14 protein-coding genes are annotated in these 18,012 nt (G+C 70.2%); 5 read left to right on the top strand and 9 right to left on the bottom strand.

Annotated elements, in window-relative coordinates:
- The 6 genes from NE236_RS39275 to NE236_RS39250 form a co-directional block, all read right to left on the bottom strand.
- A partial coding sequence (locus tag NE236_RS39275; RefSeq protein ID WP_252847379.1) for a helix-turn-helix domain-containing protein occupies positions 1-162 on the bottom strand: 162 nt, incomplete at its 3' end.
- A gap of 181 nt (positions 163-343) precedes the next feature.
- The gene (locus tag NE236_RS39270) at positions 344-1,327 is read right to left on the bottom strand and encodes a hypothetical protein (RefSeq protein ID WP_252847373.1); all 984 of its coding nucleotides are present in this window, start codon (positions 1,325-1,327) and stop codon (positions 344-346) included.
- Positions 1,305-2,507, bottom strand: coding sequence for an acyl-CoA dehydrogenase family protein (locus NE236_RS39265; RefSeq protein WP_252847372.1), 1,203 nt, complete (start codon positions 2,505-2,507; stop codon positions 1,305-1,307). Before NE236_RS39265 ends, NE236_RS39270 begins: the two co-directional genes overlap by 23 nt.
- 105 nt (positions 2,508-2,612) lie before the next feature.
- Positions 2,613-3,071 (bottom strand): anthrone oxygenase family protein, encoded by a 459-nt coding sequence (locus tag NE236_RS39260; RefSeq protein ID WP_252847371.1) that lies wholly within the window; start codon positions 3,069-3,071, stop codon positions 2,613-2,615.
- Positions 3,072-3,192: 121 nt separating this feature from the next.
- Positions 3,193-4,020: an AfsR/SARP family transcriptional regulator gene (locus NE236_RS39255; RefSeq protein WP_252847370.1), complete on the bottom strand. Its 828-nt coding sequence runs from the start codon at positions 4,018-4,020 to the stop codon at positions 3,193-3,195.
- A 621-nt stretch (positions 4,021-4,641) separates the two neighbouring features.
- On the bottom strand, positions 4,642-5,604 hold the full coding sequence (locus NE236_RS39250; RefSeq protein ID WP_252847369.1) for an SDR family NAD(P)-dependent oxidoreductase: 963 nt from the start codon (positions 5,602-5,604) through the stop codon (positions 4,642-4,644).
- Positions 5,605-5,789: 185 nt separating this feature from the next.
- On the opposite strand from NE236_RS39250, the gene NE236_RS39245 reads away from it, so the two are divergent.
- Complete coding sequence (locus NE236_RS39245) at positions 5,790-6,683, top strand: helix-turn-helix transcriptional regulator (protein WP_252847368.1); 894 nt, start codon at positions 5,790-5,792, stop codon at positions 6,681-6,683.
- A gap of 45 nt (positions 6,684-6,728) precedes the next feature.
- Here NE236_RS39245 and NE236_RS39240 read toward each other — a convergent pair whose 3' ends face one another.
- Together NE236_RS39240 and NE236_RS44135 are read right to left on the bottom strand one after the other, a co-directional pair.
- Positions 6,729-7,442: an SDR family NAD(P)-dependent oxidoreductase gene (locus tag NE236_RS39240; RefSeq protein WP_252847367.1), complete on the bottom strand. Its 714-nt coding sequence runs from the start codon at positions 7,440-7,442 to the stop codon at positions 6,729-6,731.
- A gap of 189 nt (positions 7,443-7,631) precedes the next feature.
- The gene (locus NE236_RS44135) at positions 7,632-8,546 is read right to left on the bottom strand and encodes a LysR family transcriptional regulator (protein ID WP_308209207.1); all 915 of its coding nucleotides are present in this window, start codon (positions 8,544-8,546) and stop codon (positions 7,632-7,634) included.
- A 170-nt stretch (positions 8,547-8,716) separates the two neighbouring features.
- On the opposite strand from NE236_RS44135, the gene NE236_RS39230 reads away from it, so the two are divergent.
- On the top strand, positions 8,717-9,019 hold the full coding sequence (locus NE236_RS39230; RefSeq protein WP_252847366.1) for a muconolactone Delta-isomerase family protein: 303 nt from the start codon (positions 8,717-8,719) through the stop codon (positions 9,017-9,019).
- 98 nt (positions 9,020-9,117) lie between these two features.
- Positions 9,118-10,386, top strand: coding sequence for a YbfB/YjiJ family MFS transporter (locus NE236_RS39225; RefSeq protein WP_252847365.1), 1,269 nt, complete (start codon positions 9,118-9,120; stop codon positions 10,384-10,386).
- On the opposite strand, the gene NE236_RS39220 is transcribed toward NE236_RS39225, so the two are convergent.
- Complete coding sequence (locus NE236_RS39220; RefSeq protein ID WP_252847364.1) at positions 10,370-10,735, bottom strand: YybH family protein; 366 nt, start codon at positions 10,733-10,735, stop codon at positions 10,370-10,372. The genes NE236_RS39225 and NE236_RS39220 overlap by 17 nt on opposite strands.
- A 69-nt stretch (positions 10,736-10,804) precedes the next feature.
- On the opposite strand from NE236_RS39220, the gene NE236_RS39215 reads away from it, so the two are divergent.
- Together NE236_RS39215 and NE236_RS44130 are read left to right on the top strand one after the other, a co-directional pair.
- On the top strand, positions 10,805-11,425 hold the full coding sequence (locus NE236_RS39215; RefSeq protein WP_252847363.1) for a TetR/AcrR family transcriptional regulator: 621 nt from the start codon (positions 10,805-10,807) through the stop codon (positions 11,423-11,425).
- Between the two features lie 350 nt (positions 11,426-11,775).
- Positions 11,776-18,012: an SDR family NAD(P)-dependent oxidoreductase gene (locus NE236_RS44130; RefSeq protein ID WP_308209206.1), complete on the top strand. Its 6,237-nt coding sequence runs from the start codon at positions 11,776-11,778 to the stop codon at positions 18,010-18,012.

Raw genomic sequence — 18,012 nt, 5'->3', positions numbered from 1 at the left:
GTCGGTCTGCTTGTAGGAGGTCTTCTGGCCTCGCTGGTGGTACGCGGTGTGGCGTTCGGTGAGGGTCTTGTTCCACACCAGGCGCACACATCCGAACGTGCGGCTGAACACTGCCGCTTGTTCGGGGCCGGGGTAGGCCCGGCACTTGTACGCCGTCCGCATGACCGACACATTACAACTGTCATGCGAATGTGTAAGTCGAATGGCCGAATGTCGGCGGAGTCCGTTCTGAGACCGTCCCGGCTACGCCGGGCCGCGCCTGACGGAGTCCGGATTCCTCCCCGGCCTGAAGGCCGGGGCATCCTCCGGAGGACTAGGTGAACGGCGGACCGCCCCTGGACCGTCAGACCAGATCGAACGGCACGCCCGCCCCGGTCTCGGACGCCCGCAGATAGGCCCAGCGCATGAGAGCGTGATCCCACCCGAACTGGCCGCGCTGCTCGTACACGACGACCTCGCCCGGCTCGGTGCGGGCGTCGGCGGTGCCCCGGAGGACATCGACCAGCGTGACGGCCACTCCGCGGGCGGTCCTGCCGGCCGCCGCCCCGGGCGGGCCGTGCGGGGGGTCCCAGCCGGACGATCTGCTCTCGGGGCCGTGGAGGGAGGGGACGACCAGCCGTGGCGGCCCGGAGCCGTGCGCATCCGGCACCGTGATGGGAAGGATGCTGGTGACCAGCGCGCCGTCCTTCGGCGCGGGGTCGACGAGCGGGTCGCCGTAGCCCCGGCCGGTCACCGAGATCACGTCGGACGAGGCGACGGCCTCGGCCGGGTCGGACACCGCCCGGCAGGCCACACCGTCCGCCGCGATGGTGGCGGCCAGGCGTTCGCGGTGCTCCGCCGTCCGGCTGTGGACGTAGATCGTCTCAACGGCGGGCAGTGCCGTGCGGAGCGCGCGGATGTGATGCTCGGCCTGGCGTCCGGACCCGAGGACGGTGACCGTGCGCGCGCCGGGCCGTGCCAGAAGGCGTGCGGCGACCGCCACCGGAGCGGCCGTTCGCCAGGCGTTCAGGTCGTCGGCGGCGAGGAGCGCCAGCAGCCGGCCGTCGGCGTCCAGCAGCAGGGCCGGGTGCCCCCCAGAGGGAGCGGTGGCCGACCGGTCGGGATAGACCCGCACGTATCCGCCTCCGGGAGGGACGGTCTCCACCTGAACGTTGACGGTCCGGCGCCCGTCACCCTGACCGTACCCATCGGCCAGGGGCATATGGAGCCACGAGAAGCGCCCGGCCCCCTCCAGCAGCGACCTCTCGATGACCTGGAAGGACTCCTCGATCCAGCGTGCTTCGGTGAACAGCGGCCGTAGGGCCTTACGGTCGAGCAGCAGCGGCACGTGTGTCTCCGATGGACTGGCGGTAGTCGGGGCGCAGGCTGGCACCGCCGCCCACCACGACATTGAAGTAGTCGGTGGCGTTGGCCTCGAACCGCAGCGCCACGTGTCCGGCCGCGCAGTTGACGTCCCGCCATGCCCGCTGCAGGTTCCCGGACTCGGCCTGGCCGCGGGCTCCTCCCGCGCGGAAGAGCCTGTCGACGGCGCTCGCCAGCAGATCGATCGCGATGGAGTAGTCACGGGAGTTCCTGGCGGCCTGGAAGTCGGCGTCCTCGGGAACGCCGTCCGCGTCGGCGCCGGCGGCGGCTCGTTCCAGCAACAGCCGCGCGGCGTCGATCTCTCCCGCCGCGTGGGCGAGCGCGACACGGACGCTCATCTGCTCCCTCGTCGGCCTCCCCGTCGTGTCGATCTTCTCCGCTATCCAGGCACTCCACGTCTGGAGCGCCCCCTGCGCGGCGCCCAGGGCCGGGGCGACGAAGGACAACCCGTTGACCGACCTGAATTTGATGTTGTGGCAGCGCGCCGTGGAGGGGGACCCCTTCCCCGCCCACAGGTCCTCGCCCGCGAAGCACAGGTGCGCTGGAACCAGGACGTCTTCCAGGACGAGAGTGTTGCTGCCGGTGCCGCGCATGCCGACGTTGAACCACGTGTCGATCACCTGGTAGCGGTGGCGCGGCACGGCGAAGTAACGCAGGGCGCGCCGATCGCCCTCAGGAGCCATGGCGGCGATCAGCGCCCAGTCGGAGTGGTCCGCGCCGCTGGTGAAGGGCCAGTGGCCGGTCAGCCGCCAGCCTCCGTCCGCCTTCTCGACTCGTCCCCCGGGGCTGATCGCGCCGACGATCAGGGTGTTCGGGCCGTTCGCCCAGACCTCCCGCTGTCCCTCAAGCGGCAGGTGCGCCATCATCCTGCCGAGCGTGGCGTAGAGCGCGGCGCACCAGGCGGCCGAGGCGCATCCTTCGCCGACCAGGCTGACGGTGTCGGTGAAGTCGGTGAAGGTGCCTTCGCGCCCGCCCCAGGCCCGTGGTACGAAGTGAGCCGGAAATCCGGCCTTGATGATCGCGTCGACCACCGCACCGGGCAACCGCCGTTCGGACTCGGCCGTCTCGGCATGCGCCGCGGCCACATCTTTGGCTTCGGTGACGGCGGGGCTCGGTCCGTGGCCGGTCAGGCCCTCGACGAGCATGCGGGCTCCCTTCAAAGATCGACTGCGACGGTGGGCGGCGTTCTGGCGGAGCGCGGTCACCGGCGACGACCGGTCCCGGCCGTGACCGGCTCCCAGGCGTCGTCCTCAGGTCGCGACCGACGCCGACGCGATGGCGAGCAGCGATGCGACGGCCAGCAGAGTCCGGATCAGATGCCAGGCCCGCCATGGCCGGCGCAGGTCGTACCAGTCGGCGGGCAGGTCGGCGGGGTCCACCTTCCGGACGTGGCGGCGGAGCAGGGGCACGGCCGTGCTCACCGACACCACCGCCACGCCGGCCATCAGGATCGACCCGACGGCGAAGAGAAGACTGCGGGTCGTACCGCCGGCGACGAAGGTGAGGATGAGCGCGAGCGCCGACGAGATGACGACGAGAATGGGCATCATCGGGTCGATGCGGCGGTCGAGCAGTTGGTGGACCTCGACGTAGCGGTCCGGCGGTAGGGCCCGGAAACACGGCACCAGCGCCACGGCTCCCGTGACGAGGACTCCCGTGACGAGCCCCGCGCTGACCAGGACCAGCACCTCGAGCGTCTGCGTCCACATGCCCGGCTCCTCTCTGACGACTGGCGTCAGCGTGTCCTCGGCCGGTCGAACCGGACTCGGAGCGGACTTGAGAACCCTCGCCGTACATTGACAGGCATCTGCCTCTATGACAGCTTCTCTGCTAACGGTCGGGTGCTGAGGTGGCTTCCAGCGGGCGGTGCTCCGGCTGCGGGGGGACGTCGAGCGTGGGGTCGGAGGACAGGATGCGCTGCTGCAGCCGTTGCAGGCTCGGAGTGGGGTCGAGTCCCAGCTCCCGGATCAGCGTGCTCCGGAGTTGGTGGAACACCTCCAGCGCCTGAGATCGGCGCCCGGACCGGTAAAGGGCGAGCATGAATTTCCCGTGCAATTCCTCATGCAGGGGGTGCCTGGCGACCAAAGCGGTGAGTTCGCTCAGGATTTCATGGTGCCGGCCGAGTCGCAGGTTCGTTTCGATGCGCAACTCCAGCAGGCTGAGACGCGATTCTTCGAGACGGAGGATTTCCGTCTCGATCAGACGTCCGGCCGCCACGTCGACCAGTGCCGGCCCTCTCCACAAATCGAGCGCTTCGCCGATGAGTCGCGCGGCTTCCGCGTAGTCACCGGCGCTGAACGCTAAGCGCCCTTCCTGGGCAATGGATTCATATTCGGGAAGATCGAATTCCGTGTCGGCGGTCCGGATCATGTAGCCGCTCTCGCACGTTATCAGGACCTTTTTCGCGACCGCCGGTGCCGGGAGGTCGAGGACGGCTCCGAGGCTGCGGCGGAGCTGCAGGATGTAGGTCTGCAGGGTGGTCGAGGCGCTGCGCGGCGAGTGCTCACCCCAGACCTCGGTCATCAGCGCGCGGGTGGGAACGATGAACCCCGCGTTCAGAAGTAGCAGGGTGAGGACCTTGCGCGGCTTAGGTGCCGTGACGGTGAGTGGGCGCCCCTCGTGAGAAAGAGTCAGCGGTCCGAGTATCCGAATTTCCACGCTATTATCCCCCGTTGATCTCCGGTATGTCACTGGTGTCCGCGCAAGCGGAAGCAAGGCCGAGTTTTCGCGCGAATTCGATCATGATTGACGTCAGGTTGTGATCACCGACTGATCTTACGAATGTGTGCATTCGCGTGTCAAGCACCTTATTGGATGCTTGCGTCGCGTCTGTCCGCAGTGACGCAGTGGGGCCCTATTGCATCTTTCTTGCGCCGCCTGGAACCTTTGAACGTTAAAAGGGCATGGAAGCTCGCCGGCCGTGTCCACTACCTCAAGGGACCCTCCAGCGACCGTACGGCGGAGGTCGATCTGGGGTTCGGACTATCGTTACGCGGCAATTACGGCCTCGAGGCTCTCGCCGATCAATGACCGGCCTTAAACAGGGGGACGTGGCCCTCGCGACAGGGTTCTGTCACGCCGCGATAGGGGCCGTATCTCGGCGGCTGGACTCGAGAGAGTCCAGATTTTCGTAAGTGGTGAGAGGGCATCAGGAGACCTCGGTGAATTCGTCCCGGGGACGGAACACCGATATACCCGGCGTTCCGTCCCCGGCGACTCGGCCGAATCCATACGGGACCGGTCGAGCGGGCCGGCGGCGCGCGCCGGCACCAGTGACGGTCAGGAGGACGGCCTCCCGGCGGCCGCGAGCAGGTCGAGCGAGAGCCGCCACAGCCGGGCCGCCTTGTCCGGGTCGAGCGCGTGGGCGGCGACGCCGCGGCGTACGCCCGGCTCGTGGGGTTCGGCCTCCTGGCAGTCCTCGAAGTACTTCCCGGTGACGCCGTCGACCAGCGGTGAGGCGGCGAGCAGCACCGATGTCGCGGCGCCCTGCTCGATGTCCTTCACCGACACACCGGTGCTCTGCCCGGGTTCGAAGGAGGCCGGGGCGTTGGTGGGCTCCCCGATGTACCGGGCGAGGTTCGTGCCGGCGATCCGTCCTGGGTTGAGGGCGTTCACGCTGATGCCGTCGGCGGCCCACCGGCGGGCGGCCTCGACGGCGAACAGGATGTTGGCCGTCTTCGACTGGCTGTAGGCGGCCCAGGCATCGTACGGGCGGTGCTCGAAGTTGACGTCCTCGAACAGCACCTCGCCGTTGATGTGACCGACCGAGCTGACGACGACGACCCGGGCGTGGCCGGCCGCCGCGAGCGCGGGGTGCAGGCCGGTGGTGAGCGCGAAATGACCGAGGTGGTTCGTGGCGAACTGCAGCTCCCATCCCTCTGCGGTGCGCGTCTCGGGCGAGGCCATGACGCCCGCGTTGGCGACGAGGATGTCCAGCGGTCCGGCCCAGGCGGCCACGAACGCCGCGATCGACGCCCGGTCGGTCAGGTCGAGCGCCGCGACCCGGACCCGCCGGCCGCCCGTCGTGGCGGTGATGTCGGCGGCGGCCTTCTCTCCCGCCGCGACGTCGCGTACGGCGAGGGTGACCTCGGCGCCGGCGGTGGCGAGCGCCCGCGCGGTCTCGACGCCGATGCCCGACGAGGCGCCGGTGACGATCGCGCGGCGACCGGTGAGGTCGACGCCCGCGACGACCTGCGCGGCGGTGGTCCGCGCGTCGAAGGGAGTGGTGACACGTGCCGTCATGAGAGTGCCTTCCTGTGCTCCCGCCGCCGGCGGCGGTCGCGCGCCGGGGCGGTGAGCGGTTCCCTTCCAGCGAACCAGCCGGGTCGGGGCCGCCTGAGCGCCACAACAGGCCCGGTGGGACCGGGGGACCGGCAGTACCCCTCTGGCACCGGATCGGCCGTGGCCGCCGACGTACGGTGGAGGGCATGGATGTGCACCCTTCCGCGCGACGCGACCGCTCCGACCTGGGGGAGTTCCTGCGTTCGCGCCGCGGGCGCGTCACGCCGGACGACGCCGGCCTGCCCCCCACGCCGACGGTCCGCCGGGTGCCGGGGCTGCGCCGCGAGGAGGTCGCGCAGCTGGCCGGGGTGAGCGTCGACTATTACATCCGGCTGGAGCGCGGCCGTGACGTCAACGTCTCCGAGGCCGTGCTGGACGCCATCGCCCGCGCCCTGCGTCTCACCGACGACGAGCGCTCCCACATGTACGCCCTCGCCAGGCCCGTACGCGACCGGCGCCGTCCGCTGCCGCCGCAGCGGGTACGGCCCAGCGTCCACCGGCTCCTGGAGACGATGGGCGACAACCCGGCGCTCGTGGTCGGCCACCGCACCGACGTGCTGGCCACCAACCGCATGGCACGGGCGCTCCTGACCGACTTCGACGCCCTGCCGTACCGCGACCGGAACATGGCCCGCTACATCTTCCTGGACGAGGCCGCCCGGAGCCTGTACACCGACTGGGAAGCCGTCGCCCGCAGTAGTGTCGCGGCCCTGCACCTGTACGCCGGGCGGCATCCGCACGACCCCCGGCTCGCCGAGCTCATCGGTGAGCTGTCCGTACGCGACCACGACTTCCGCCGCTGGTGGGCCGACCACGACGTGAAACGACGCACGCACGGCGCCAAGCACTTCCATCACCCCGTGGTGGGCGACCTGACGCTCCACTACGACGTGCTGGCGGTGACCGGCGATCCCGACCAGCTTCTCGGCGTCTACACCGCCGAACCGGGCAGCCCGTCGGAGGAGGCCCTGCGCCTGCTGGCCGCCTGGACCGCCGACGCCCCGGACGAGGCCGACAGGACGACACGTCACGGCCGGTGAGTCCCCTGCCCCGGGCGCCGCACGCGGCGACCGGGGCAGCAGGGATCAGTGGCCGGCGTTCTGGCCGCCGTCGACGTGGAGGATCTCGCCGGTGACGAAGGGCGCGTTCTCGAGGTAGATCACCGCGTCGACGATGTCGCTCACCTCGCCCATCCGACCGACCGGGTGCAGCGTGGCCAGGGCCTCGTGATTCTCCTCGGGGTGCATCGGCGTCTTGATGATGCCCAGCGCGACCGCGTTGCTCCGAATGCCGCGCGTGGCGTACTCGATGGCCAGGGCCTTGGTCGCCGACTGCAGGCCGCCCTTGGTCAGCGAGGCCAGGACGGAGGGGACCGTGGAAAGGGGGTGGTCGACGAGGCTCGAACTGATCTGGACGACGTGGCCGCCGGCCCGGCGGAGCATCTGCTCGATGGCGAGCTGGGTGATGCGGAAGAAGCCGGTCAGGTTGATCCCGGTCACCGTGTCGTAGTCCTCCTGGGTGTAGTCGGTGAACGGCTTGGTGACGAAGATGCCGGCGTTGTTGATCAGAGTGTCGACGCGGCCGAAACGCTCGACGGCGGCCGCGATGACGCGCTCGGCGGTGGCGGGGTCGGCGATGTCGCCCTGGACGGTGACGACGTGCGGATCGTTCGAAGGAGCGATACCGCGCGAGGTGGCGACGACGGCGTAGCCGAGCTTGCGGTACGCCTCGACGAGGCCGGCGCCGATTCCCTGCGATGCGCCGGTGATGACGGCGACCTTCTGGACAGGTGTGCTCATGGTGATCTTCTCCGAGTTATCGTTGCCGATCGCTTCTAGTCGACCGGTCTTCTACGAAACTAGACGACCGGTCGACAATCTTCCAGCGGGGGGTATGGCCATGGCAGATCCGGGACGCGCCCACTACCTGCGGTGGGAGTTCGCGCCTACCAGATGGGAGGAAGCCGGTCGTAGAACCGGTGGTGACGCCTACCGTTTGTAGGGGTCGCCGTCGGGCAGCCAGACGTCCGGTTCGTGGAGTCCGAGGTCACCGATGCCGTCGGTGAGGGCGTCGACGGCGGCGAGCACGGCGGGGCAGACCTCGGCGCGGCGCCAGACGAGCGACCAGGTCCAGTAGACCTTCGGGGCGATCACCGAACGCTGGACGAGGTCGGGCGGCAGGGGAGTGGTCCGGCCTTTGGGGGAGTTGACGATCGGGCGCCGGCTGCGGCGGACGTGGTCGAAGAAGGCGGGTCCGGTGATGCCTCCGTCGGAGGTGCGCACCGCGAGGGCACCGGTTTCGCGGGCGAGCTGCTCGGCGAAGAGGTTCCACGACTCCCACGATGTGGTGTCGTCGTCGAGGAGGACGGCGGTCTCGTCGGCGTGGACGTCGCCGGTGCCCTCGCCGGTGGAGACGGCGTCCAGCCGTTCGGCGCCGAGCAGCCTGGCATGAAGGCCGTGTCGGGCGAGGTCCGTCGTCCGTACCCAGCACACCGCGAGGTCGAGACTGCCGTCGACGACCCGGCCGACCTGAGTGTGGGACGGGGCGATCCACGGGTCGACGTGCAGTTGGGCCACCGCGGACGTACGGGTGGTGAGGTCTGCGGGCACCCAGTTGACGTATCCGAGCCGTACCGGCTCGGAGCCGGAGATCCGGGCCGCACGGCTTTGAAGGTCATCGGCCCGGTCCAACAGGGCGCGGGTGTGCGGAAGCAGGGCCGCACCGGCCGGAGTGAGGGCCACCGAGCGGCGGTCGCGATCGAACAGCCGTACCCCGAGGTCGCGTTCGAGTGCCTTGATCTGCTGCGAGAGAGAAGGCCCGGCGATCAGCAATCGCTCGGCGGCCCGCCCGAAGCTCAGCTCCTCGGCAACCGCGACGAAGTATCGCAACTGGCGCAGTTCCACTCCCGCATGCTACGTGCGTGAGAGACGGCGCCTACCAGCAGGGAGTAACCCGGTCGTGGCGTCGGCCCTGGTGGCGGGCGCATCCTGGGACGGGGGAGCACGCCACCCCACCTCATCCGGATATCTCCGGCAATCCCGGAGACCTCGCCGATAGAGATCAAGGAATGGGCATGAAGGAGTTTCTGGTCGAGCTCACCACTCACGTCCCCGAGGGCACGGATCCAGCCGAGGTCGAGCGCCGCCGCGCCGCCGAGGCCGTCCGCGCCAGGGAACTCGCCGCCACCGGCCATCTGGGCCGACTGTGGCGCCCGGTCGGGGAAGCGCGCAGCATCGGCCTGTGGCGCGCCGCCGACGAGATCGAGCTGCACGAGAAGGTCCTGGGAGGCCTGCCCCTGCGTCCGTGGATGACGGCGGAGGTCACGCCCCTGGAGCCCCACCCCAACGACCCCGGCGGCAACGACCAGACTGCCTGATCCGACCAACCCCTTCCCCCGTGGCTCCCGGCCGTCCCCCGTACGGCGGGGAGCCGCTCCCATGTGCCGGCGGACTCGCCCTACCGAGGAAACACGTCATGAACTCCGCATCTCTGCAATACCGCACCGCCACATCCGGCACCACGAGCCGCTCACCCTGGATCCACGTCGCCCAGGCCGGCGCCGCGCTGGCGGCGGGGATGGGCGTCGGACGCTTCGTCTACACCCCGATCCTTCCCCTGATGCACGCCCAGGCCGGCCTGTCGGCCGGGGCCGGCGCGGATCTGGCCACCGCGAACTACATCGGGTACCTGGCCGGTGCCCTCGCCGGCATTTTCCTTCCGCGGCTGACGCGTTCCCCGGTCGTCCTGCGCGGATCCCTGCTGGCGCTGACGGCGACCCTCGCCGCCATGCCGTTGACCCGCACCACCACGGTGTGGCTGGCGCTCCGGCTGTTCGCCGGCGTGGCGAGCGCGCTGATCTTCGTCATCGCCGTCGGCTCGCTGCTCAGCCGGTTGCGCGAGCACCCCGCCCATCTGCCCGGATGGGCCGTCGGTGGCGTCGGCGCCGGCATCGCCCTGTCCGGGCTCCTGGTCCTGGTCCTGCGCCCGGCCGCCGACTGGCGCGCCGCCTGGTGGGCTTCCGCGGGGCTGGCCGCGCTGCTCGCCGCCGCCTCGTGGAACCTGCGACCGGAACCGGCGCCCGAGCCGGAGACCAGGGAACCCTCGCCAGGAGAGCAGGCAAAGGGCCCGCGCACTCATCGCTGGTTCACCGCGCTCTTCGTGTCTTACACGCTCGAGGGCATCGGCTACATCATCGCCGGCACGTTCCTGGTCGCCGCGATCGAGCAGAGCTCTCCCGGATGGATCGGCAGCGGTGCCTGGGTGCTGGTCGGGCTGGCGGCGGTTCCCTCGTGCGCGCTCTGGGCGTGGTCGGGCCGGCGCTGGTCCCGCCCCGGTCTCCTGCTGACCGCACTGGCCGTGCAGGCGATCGGCATCGCCCTACCCGCCCTGTTGAACGGGGTCGCATCGGCGCTCATCTCGGCGTTCCTCTTCGGCGCCACGTTCCTCGGAGTCAGCACCATCGCCCTCGCCGCCGGCGCCCACCTGCGGATCCCCCGCTCGGTCGCCCTGCTGACCGCCGGCTACTCCATCGGCCAGATCCTCGGCCCGCTGGCCGTCGCGCCCCTGCTCCACCACGGCTACCACCAGGCCCTGATCCTGGCGGCCGTCGTCGTCCTGACCGCCGCGGCGGCGGCCGCCGTCCTGCGGGTCGGATTCCCGCACCGCATGCCCGCTCTGGGCCATCCGACCTCGGGCTCACGACCTGGACCCCGGCCGGAGATGAAGGTCAGTGTTCGGAGCTGACGCGAGACACGTGGTACTGGCGGATTCGCCACGCACCCTCCTCGCGCTGGAGGACCAGGGACAGGTGCACCGGCGCCTCCCAGCCCGCCGTGTCCCGGAAGGTGACGTCCGCGAAGCCGCCGGCCACCTGCTCGCCGATGGTGTAGGTGGTGAGGGCGGTGATGTCGGCCGTGCGGTTCTCGGGCACCGCCGCGTAGTAGGCCCGCACCGCGTCCGTTCCCGACACGACTTCCGGGCCGAAGCCCTGGAAGAGGGCGTCAGTCGTGAACAGGTCGGCCATCGCGTCCACCTGGTGGCCGTCGAAGGCGGCCTTCCAGCGGTCCAGAACCTCGCGCATCGGATCGGTCATGGTGTCAGTCCTCATTCATAGTAGCCGACCGGTCTACTAAAACTAGTCGATCGGTCGTATACTTACAACATGGGACGGAACAGCGATGCGAGGCAGAAGATCCTTACCGTCGGGCAGTCGCTCCTCGAGCTGCGCGGCTACTCCGCACTGGGCGTGGCGGAGATCTGCAAGACCGCAGGCGTGCCGAAAGGCAGCTTCTACTACTTCTTCGAGTCGAAAGAGGCCCTCGCCCTGGCCGTCATCGACGAGCAGTGGAACGCCCAGCTACGGGAGTGGACCCACATCCTGAACGGCGATGCCGCACCACTGCAACGACTACGGGAGTTGTTCGAGCACACCGAGGCGGCCCAGCGTGCCGGGCAGCAGGAGTGCGGGACCATCTCCGGCTGCCTGTTCGGCAACCTCACCCTGGAGATGAGCAACCACACTCAGGCCGTCCGCGAACGCCTGCAGGAGATCTTCGATGCCCAGGTCGTCATGGTCGAGGGCGTCATCACCGAAGCCCTCGAACGCGGCGACGTCACCGTGACCGCCACCCGAGAGACCGCCCGCTCCATCGTCGCCCAGTTGGAAGGCCAGGTGCTCTTCGCCAAGCTCTACAACGACACCGGGCACCTCACCGCCCTCTGGACCAACTGCCTGGCCCTGCTCGGCGCCCGCACCGACGAGGGCACACCGGCCGCCGCCTGAGGAGACCGACCGCCTATCGCTTCGCTGGGAGGCGCGGTTCACCGGCTGCGCGGCGGACGGCGGTCCATCGCCCGCCATGCGGTGGAGGTCTGGGCGGTCGGCTGTCGCGCGGAGGCCGACATCTGTCAGGACGGCGGGGCGGCTCGCCCCGGACGACCTGCTGTTCAGCGCGCCTGCCGGGCCGTGCTCGCCTGCGGTGCAGGTGATGGGACGGCCGGATCGCCCGGCGGCCGCGGGCTTGTTACCCGGCGGTAGAAAACAAGATCGAGATTCTGTGTATCAGACCGCCCCCTCGTGCCTCTGTAGGGGTGAAAGCTCCAGTTCGAGGGCGAGGGCGGACAGTGTCGGCTGTGACGCAGAGTGATGGAACCGCGATCGCGATCGTGGGATTGGGCGCACTATTTCCCAGGTCCGGCGACCTCCGTGAGTATTGGAGGAACATCGCCGAAGGGGTCGACTGCATCGAGGACATCCCGGAGACGCATTGGCGCGTTGACGACTACTACGATCCCGATCCCTCGGTGCCGGACAAGACCTACGCCAAGCGTGGCGGCTTCGTCCCGTTCACTGCCTTCGACCCGATCGAGTTCGGGATGCCGCCGAGCAGCCTGGAGGCCACCGATGTCCTCCAGCTGCTCAGCCTGGTCGTGGCCAAGCAGACGTTGCGCGACGCCGGCTGCCCCGACGCGGAGTGGTACGACTCCTCTCGCGTCGGCGTCGTCCTCGGAGTGACCAGCCCTTTGACGCTGGCAGAGCCGCTCATCGCGCGGCTGCAGACGCCGGTGGTGAAGGAGGTCGTCAGAAGCTGCGGGCTGTCTGAGCAAGACGCCGAGGCGATCGCGGCCAAGTACGTCAAGGCGTTCGCCCCGTGGCAGGAGAACTCCTTCCCGGGCGTGCTGGGCAACGTCGTGGCCGGTCGGGTCGCGAACCGCTTCGACTTCGGCGCCCTCAACTGCACGGTGGACGCGGCCTGCGCCAGCTCGCTCGCGGCGGTACGGATCGCGGTGAGCGAACTGGCCACGGGACGCGCCGATCTCATGCTCACCGGCGGTGTCGACGCCCAGAACGCGATCATGATGTACCTCTGTTTCTCCAAGACCCCGGCCTTCTCCAAGCGCGGCGACATCCGTCCATTCGACCAGTCCGGCGATGGCACGCTGATCGGCGAGGGTCTCGGCATGATGGCCATGAAGCGGCTCGAGGACGCCGAGCGTGACGGGGATCGGATCTACGCGGTCCTTCGTGGGATCGGCGCGTCCAGCGACGGTCGGTACAAGAGCATCTACGCCCCGAGAGGCTCGGGCCAGGTTCTGGCGTTGAACCGCGCGTACGAGGACGCGGGAGTCAGTCCCGATCAGATCGGCCTGATCGAGTGTCACGGCACCGGTACCCCGGTAGGCGACCTGACCGAGTTCACCGCGCTCAATCAGGTCTACACCGAGGCCGGTGCGGCGCGCGGGTCGATCGCGGTGGGCAGCGTGAAGTCCCAGATCGGGCACACCAAGGGGGCGGCCGGCGCGGCCAGCATGATCAAGGTGGCGCTGGCCCTTCATCAGAAGATGCTGCCGCCGACCATCAAGTTGGAGCGGCCCCGCGAGGAACTGGGACTGGACGAGTCCCCGTTCTACGTCAACACCGAGACCAAGCCCTGGATCCTCGACCCGGGGAAGCCACGCCGTATGGCGGCGGTGTCCTCGTTCGGGTTCGGCGGCACCAACTTCCACTGCGTTCTCGAAGAGCACGGCTCTGCGGACGAGGTCGTGGCCGTCAAGCACCGCATGGCCCGGACGCACGTCTGGCATGCGGCCTCCACCGCGGAACTTCTCATCGCGGTGGAGGCCGGCCCGGGGACCGACGCCCCGGCGGGCGGGATACCTGAGGAGCACGCCCGGCTGGCGATCGTCGCCGACGGGATCGAGGAACTGGACCGACTGCGGGACCAAGCGCTGGAGCGGCTGCGCGCGGACCCTGAGGTGGACGCCTTCTCTCTGCCGGGAGGCGCGTACTTCCGGAGGGAAGGCGGCGTGCCCGGGAAGGTGGCGGCGCTGTTCGCGGGTCAGGGCAGCCAGTACACGGGGATGGGCGCCCGCACCGCGATGGCGCTTCCGCCGGTGCGCGCGGCGTTCGATGCCGCCGCGCATGCGGTGGCGGACCGACCGGGGCCGGATGAGGAGTCGCGGCCGTTGGGCCGGGTGGTGTATCCGGCGGCGGCCTTCGACGGGGAAGGCCGTGCGGCGAACGAGAACTGGCTGCGGCGCACCGATTACGCTCAGCCCGCCATCGGCGCACTGTCGCTCGGCCAGTTCCGTTACCTGCGTGAACTGGGCTTCGCGGCGGACGGCGCGCTGGGCCACAGTTTCGGCGAGCTGACGGCGCTCTGGGCTGCGGGCAGCTACACCGAGGCGGACTTCCACCGGCTCGCTCGGGCCCGGGGGGTCGCCATGGCCCGGCGTCCCGCCGGCGCGGCCGACCCCGGTTCGATGGCCGCCGTGCAGGCGGGGCGAGATCGGGTGACCGAGTTGCTGGCCGACCACGACGACGTGGAGATCTGCAATCTGAACGGTCCAGGCCAGGTCGTGGTGGGCGGCGGCACACAGGCGGTCGAGCGCTTCGTCGCCGCCTGCCAGGCGGCGGGTGAGAAGGCCCAGATGCTTCCCGTCGCGGCGGCGTTCCACACGAAGTACGTGGCGCACGCCGTCGAGGAGTTTTCGCGGACTCTCGGCACGGTCGAGATCGGTGCGCCGGAGTTCCCGGTTTACGCCGGCCAGGCCACGGCCGAGTACGGCCCGGATGCGGCGGCCAACCGGGTGCTCCTCGCGCAGCAGCTGGTGAACCCGGTCGCGTTCGAGCTTCGGGTCGAGCAGATGTACGCCGACGGGTTCCGCGTGTTCGTCGAGTTCGGGCCGAAGACCGTCCTGTCGGGGTTGGTGCGGCGCATCCTCGCCGATCGTCCCGACGTGATCGTGCGCTCGGCGGACCCCGGGCCCGGCCGTGACGGCGCCCGGGTGCTGAAGCAGCTCGTCGCCGAGCTGACCGTACTGGGCATGCCGCTCGGCGGCATCGACCGCTACCAGGAGTCGCTCGCCGCGGAACCCGAGCGTGCCGGAATGAAGGTCTTTCTGAACGGGACCAACCATGTCCCTGACGAGCGGCGTCGCGCTTACAGCGACGCATTGGAGGACGGCTACAAAGTGAGCATCCAAGAGATCCAGAACGGTCAGGTCAACGGACACGTGCCCCGCCCCGCACCGGTGGCGGCCCCAGCGCCGGCTCCCGCCGTGCCGCGTGCTGCCGGCACCCCGGTTCCCGCCGCTCAGGAGCCCGCTCCCGCCCCGCAGCAGGGCGGCGACGTCCCGGCGGTCCTCCCGGTTTCCGGTGTCACCGCCCTCGCCGCCGAGCATCTGCGGATGCACAGCGAATACCTGACCGGCCAGCTGGACATGGCCCGCCGCATCGGCGACCTGCTCTGGCAGGAGGCCGCCGGCGGGCCGCGCGCGGAGGTGCTGGGTGCCATCGCTGCGCTCACTCAGCACGGCGTGGCCATCGGGCAGAGCCATCTGCAGGCCGGTGAGGTGCTGCACACCTGTCTGCGGATCGAGGGGGGCCTGCCGGCGCAGGAACCGGTCTCCGGCTTTGCGGCGGCGTCCCCGCCGCAGCTCCCGGCCGTGCCTTCACTCCCGGTCGTGCCCTCGCTCCCGGCGCCCGCCGCGAATCCGGTTTCGCTGGTGCCGGAGCGTCCGCAGGTGACGTCGGCTCCGGCAGCCCGGTATCCGGCGCCCGTGCAGACGGCGCCCGCGCCGTTCGCCGAGCCCATTCGCCTTGGTGAGACGTCCGTCCCGGCGGCCGCCTCGTCCGCCCCACCACCGGTGCCGGTGACCCCGCAGCCGACCCCGTCGCCGCCGGATTCGGGTGGGACGTCGGCGGAGGCCGTGAGCGGTGTGTTGCTGGAGATCGTGTCGAGCAAGACGGGCTACCCGGTCGACATGCTGGAGTTGTCGATGGATGTCGAGGCCGATCTCGGTATCGACTCGATCAAGCGGGTCGAGATCATGAGTGAGCTGCGGGATCGGTTCCCTGCGGTCGGTGAGGCTTCTCAGCAGCGGTTGATCGAGCTGCGCAGCCTGGAGGAGATCGTCGGATTCCTCGCCGGGAGCGAGGCGGTCTCGTCCCCAAAAGCTGACGGCGGGACCGGCGTCCTCAGCACGCCGGCCCGCCTCCACCCGCTGCCCGCCGTCGACGTGGTCCGCGACGTCTTCGGTCCCGCCCCGGTCGCTCTGGTGACGGGGGAGCCGACCCGCGCGATGGCCGAACTGGCCGAGCGGTTGGGCCAGAACGGATGGACGATCCTTCGGGACCCTGACGGGCTGGATGCGGGCTCGCCGCTTCACCTGGTCCTGCACGCGCCGCCGGCGGGCGCGGACATGAACGGGGTGATCGCTGAGCTGGAGACGGCACTGCTGCTGGCGGGCCGGGTGCAGCGGGCGCTGGAGCGGACCGCCCGATCCGGCGCGGAACGAGCCGCTTTCTGCGTCGTCACGGAACTCGACGGAGCGCTCGGCCTTCATGCGGCGTCCTTCCCCGCTGCCGCGCTGGGCGGGCTGGCCGGGTTGGTCAAGACGCTGGCCATCGAGGCGCCGTCGGTGTTCGCGCGGCACATCGACCTCAGCCCCGACCTGACGCCGGGGGAGGGGGCCGACCTGCTGTGGGACGAACTGCACGATGCGGATCTGGAGTCACGCCAGGTGGGTGTCGGCGCCCAGGGTGAGAGACAGACGCTCGCGCTGCCGGACCCATCGGATCCCGCGGACGACCGGGACGTCCCCCACGTGGAGCCGCCGGGAACCGCGGACCTGCTGGTGGTGACCGGTGGCGGCCGCGGCGTCACCGCCGCATGCGCGATCGGCCTGGCGCGGCGATACCAGTGCGGCCTGCTGCTCCTCGGCCGAACGCCGCTCGAACCGGAGCCGGGGTGGTCGGAAGGGGTCGGCGAGGAAGAGCTGCGCCGAGTCATCGCCGAGCAGCTGCGTGCGCGCGGCGAGCGTCCGGTGCCCCGGGCGGTGGAAGGCCACTACCGGAACATCACCGGCTCGCGAACCGTACGCGCGACCCTGTCCGCCATCGCCGAGGCCGGCGGAACGGCCGAATACCTCCCGGTCGACGTCACCGAGGCGGACGCCGTACGGCAGGTCCTGGAGCCTTACCGGGATCGCGTCACCGGGGTGGTGCACGGCGCAGGCGTGCTGGCCGACCAGCTGATCCCCGAGAAGAGCTCCGCGGACATCCGGCGGGTGCTCGAACCCAAGCTGAACGGCCTGGCCACGGTGATGGGCGCGCTCGATCCGGACCGGCTGCGGTTCGTCCACCTCTTCTCCTCGGTCGCCGGGTTCTTCGGTAACCGTGGCCAGGCCGACTACGCGATGGCCAACGACGCTCTCAACGGCCTCGCCGCCGCGTTGGACCGGGACCTGCCTCAGGCCGTCGTCGGGTCGCTGAACTGGGGCGCCTGGGCGGGTGGCATGGTCACGCCTCAGCTGGAACGGCTCTTCGCGGAGCGGGGCGTGCCTTTGATTCCGTTGGACCAGGGGGTCGAGTCGTTCATCGAACAGTACGGCTCGTCTCGTACACCCGAGGTCGTCCGCGTTGTCGCGCCGGCGACGGACGCACCAGGGCTGTCCGGTCCGACTGACGGGGAGATCATGCCGCCTGCGAGCCGGGAGCTCCTGGTGACCCGGCGGCTCGCCGCCGTCGAGCGCGATCCGGTCCTGGCCGACCACGCCATCGACGGGGTGCCGGTCATACCGGCCACCGCGGTGATCGGAGCGATGCTGCGCATCGCCGAGCGTACGAATCCCGGTTTCCGCGCGGTGGGGCTTGAGGGCTTCACAGTCTTCCGCGGTGTGGTCCTCGACCCGGACGCCCCGGATGAGGTCACCATGTCGATCGTACGCACCGAGGATCTGGGCCTGCGGATCAGCGTTCGAGATGAGCAAGGGCGCCCGCGTTACCAAGGCACGGTCCGGCTCGCGGCGAGGTCCGCGCCATCGGCGCGGCCGGCTCCCGTCGCCGGGCTCCCGCCGCTCGACATCGGCGACGGCGGACCCTTCGACGGCTATTCAGACGGCAGCCTTTTCCACGGGCCACGGCTGCAGGGGATTCGCCGTGTGCTGTCGGAGGGCCCCGACTCCCTGTTGCTCGGTTGCCGGCTGGACGACGTACCGCTGGCGGACGGCGCCTACGCGACCGCGTCCTACAGCCCGGTCGTGGCGGACCTGCTGCTGCAGGCGCTCGGACCCTGGGGCAGGCGTCATCACGGCGTCAGCCTCCTCCCCAGCAACGTGGGTTCGGTCGAGGTCGTCGCCCGGGCCCCCTCCGGCGAACCGTTCTTCATCGCGGTCAGCGGGATCGTCCGGCAGGGCAGCGTGTTCCACGGCACGGTCACCGCCTGCGCCGCGGACGGCTCGCCCTACCTGGTCTTCAGGGATGTGCAACTGGTGGGAAGTGCCGCGCTCACCGAGAAGTTCCTCAGGTCGGCACGTGCTCATCTCGCGGGCGCCCGCCCGCAGGACGCTCAGGTGGAGGCGCAGTGA

Source organism: Actinoallomurus purpureus (genome assembly GCF_024055795.1).
In the GTDB taxonomy this organism is placed as follows: domain Bacteria; phylum Actinomycetota; class Actinomycetes; order Streptosporangiales; family Streptosporangiaceae; genus Actinoallomurus; species Actinoallomurus purpureus.
Note: the sequence above shows the minus strand (reverse complement) of the source record. Positions and strands in the feature narration are given on the sequence as shown.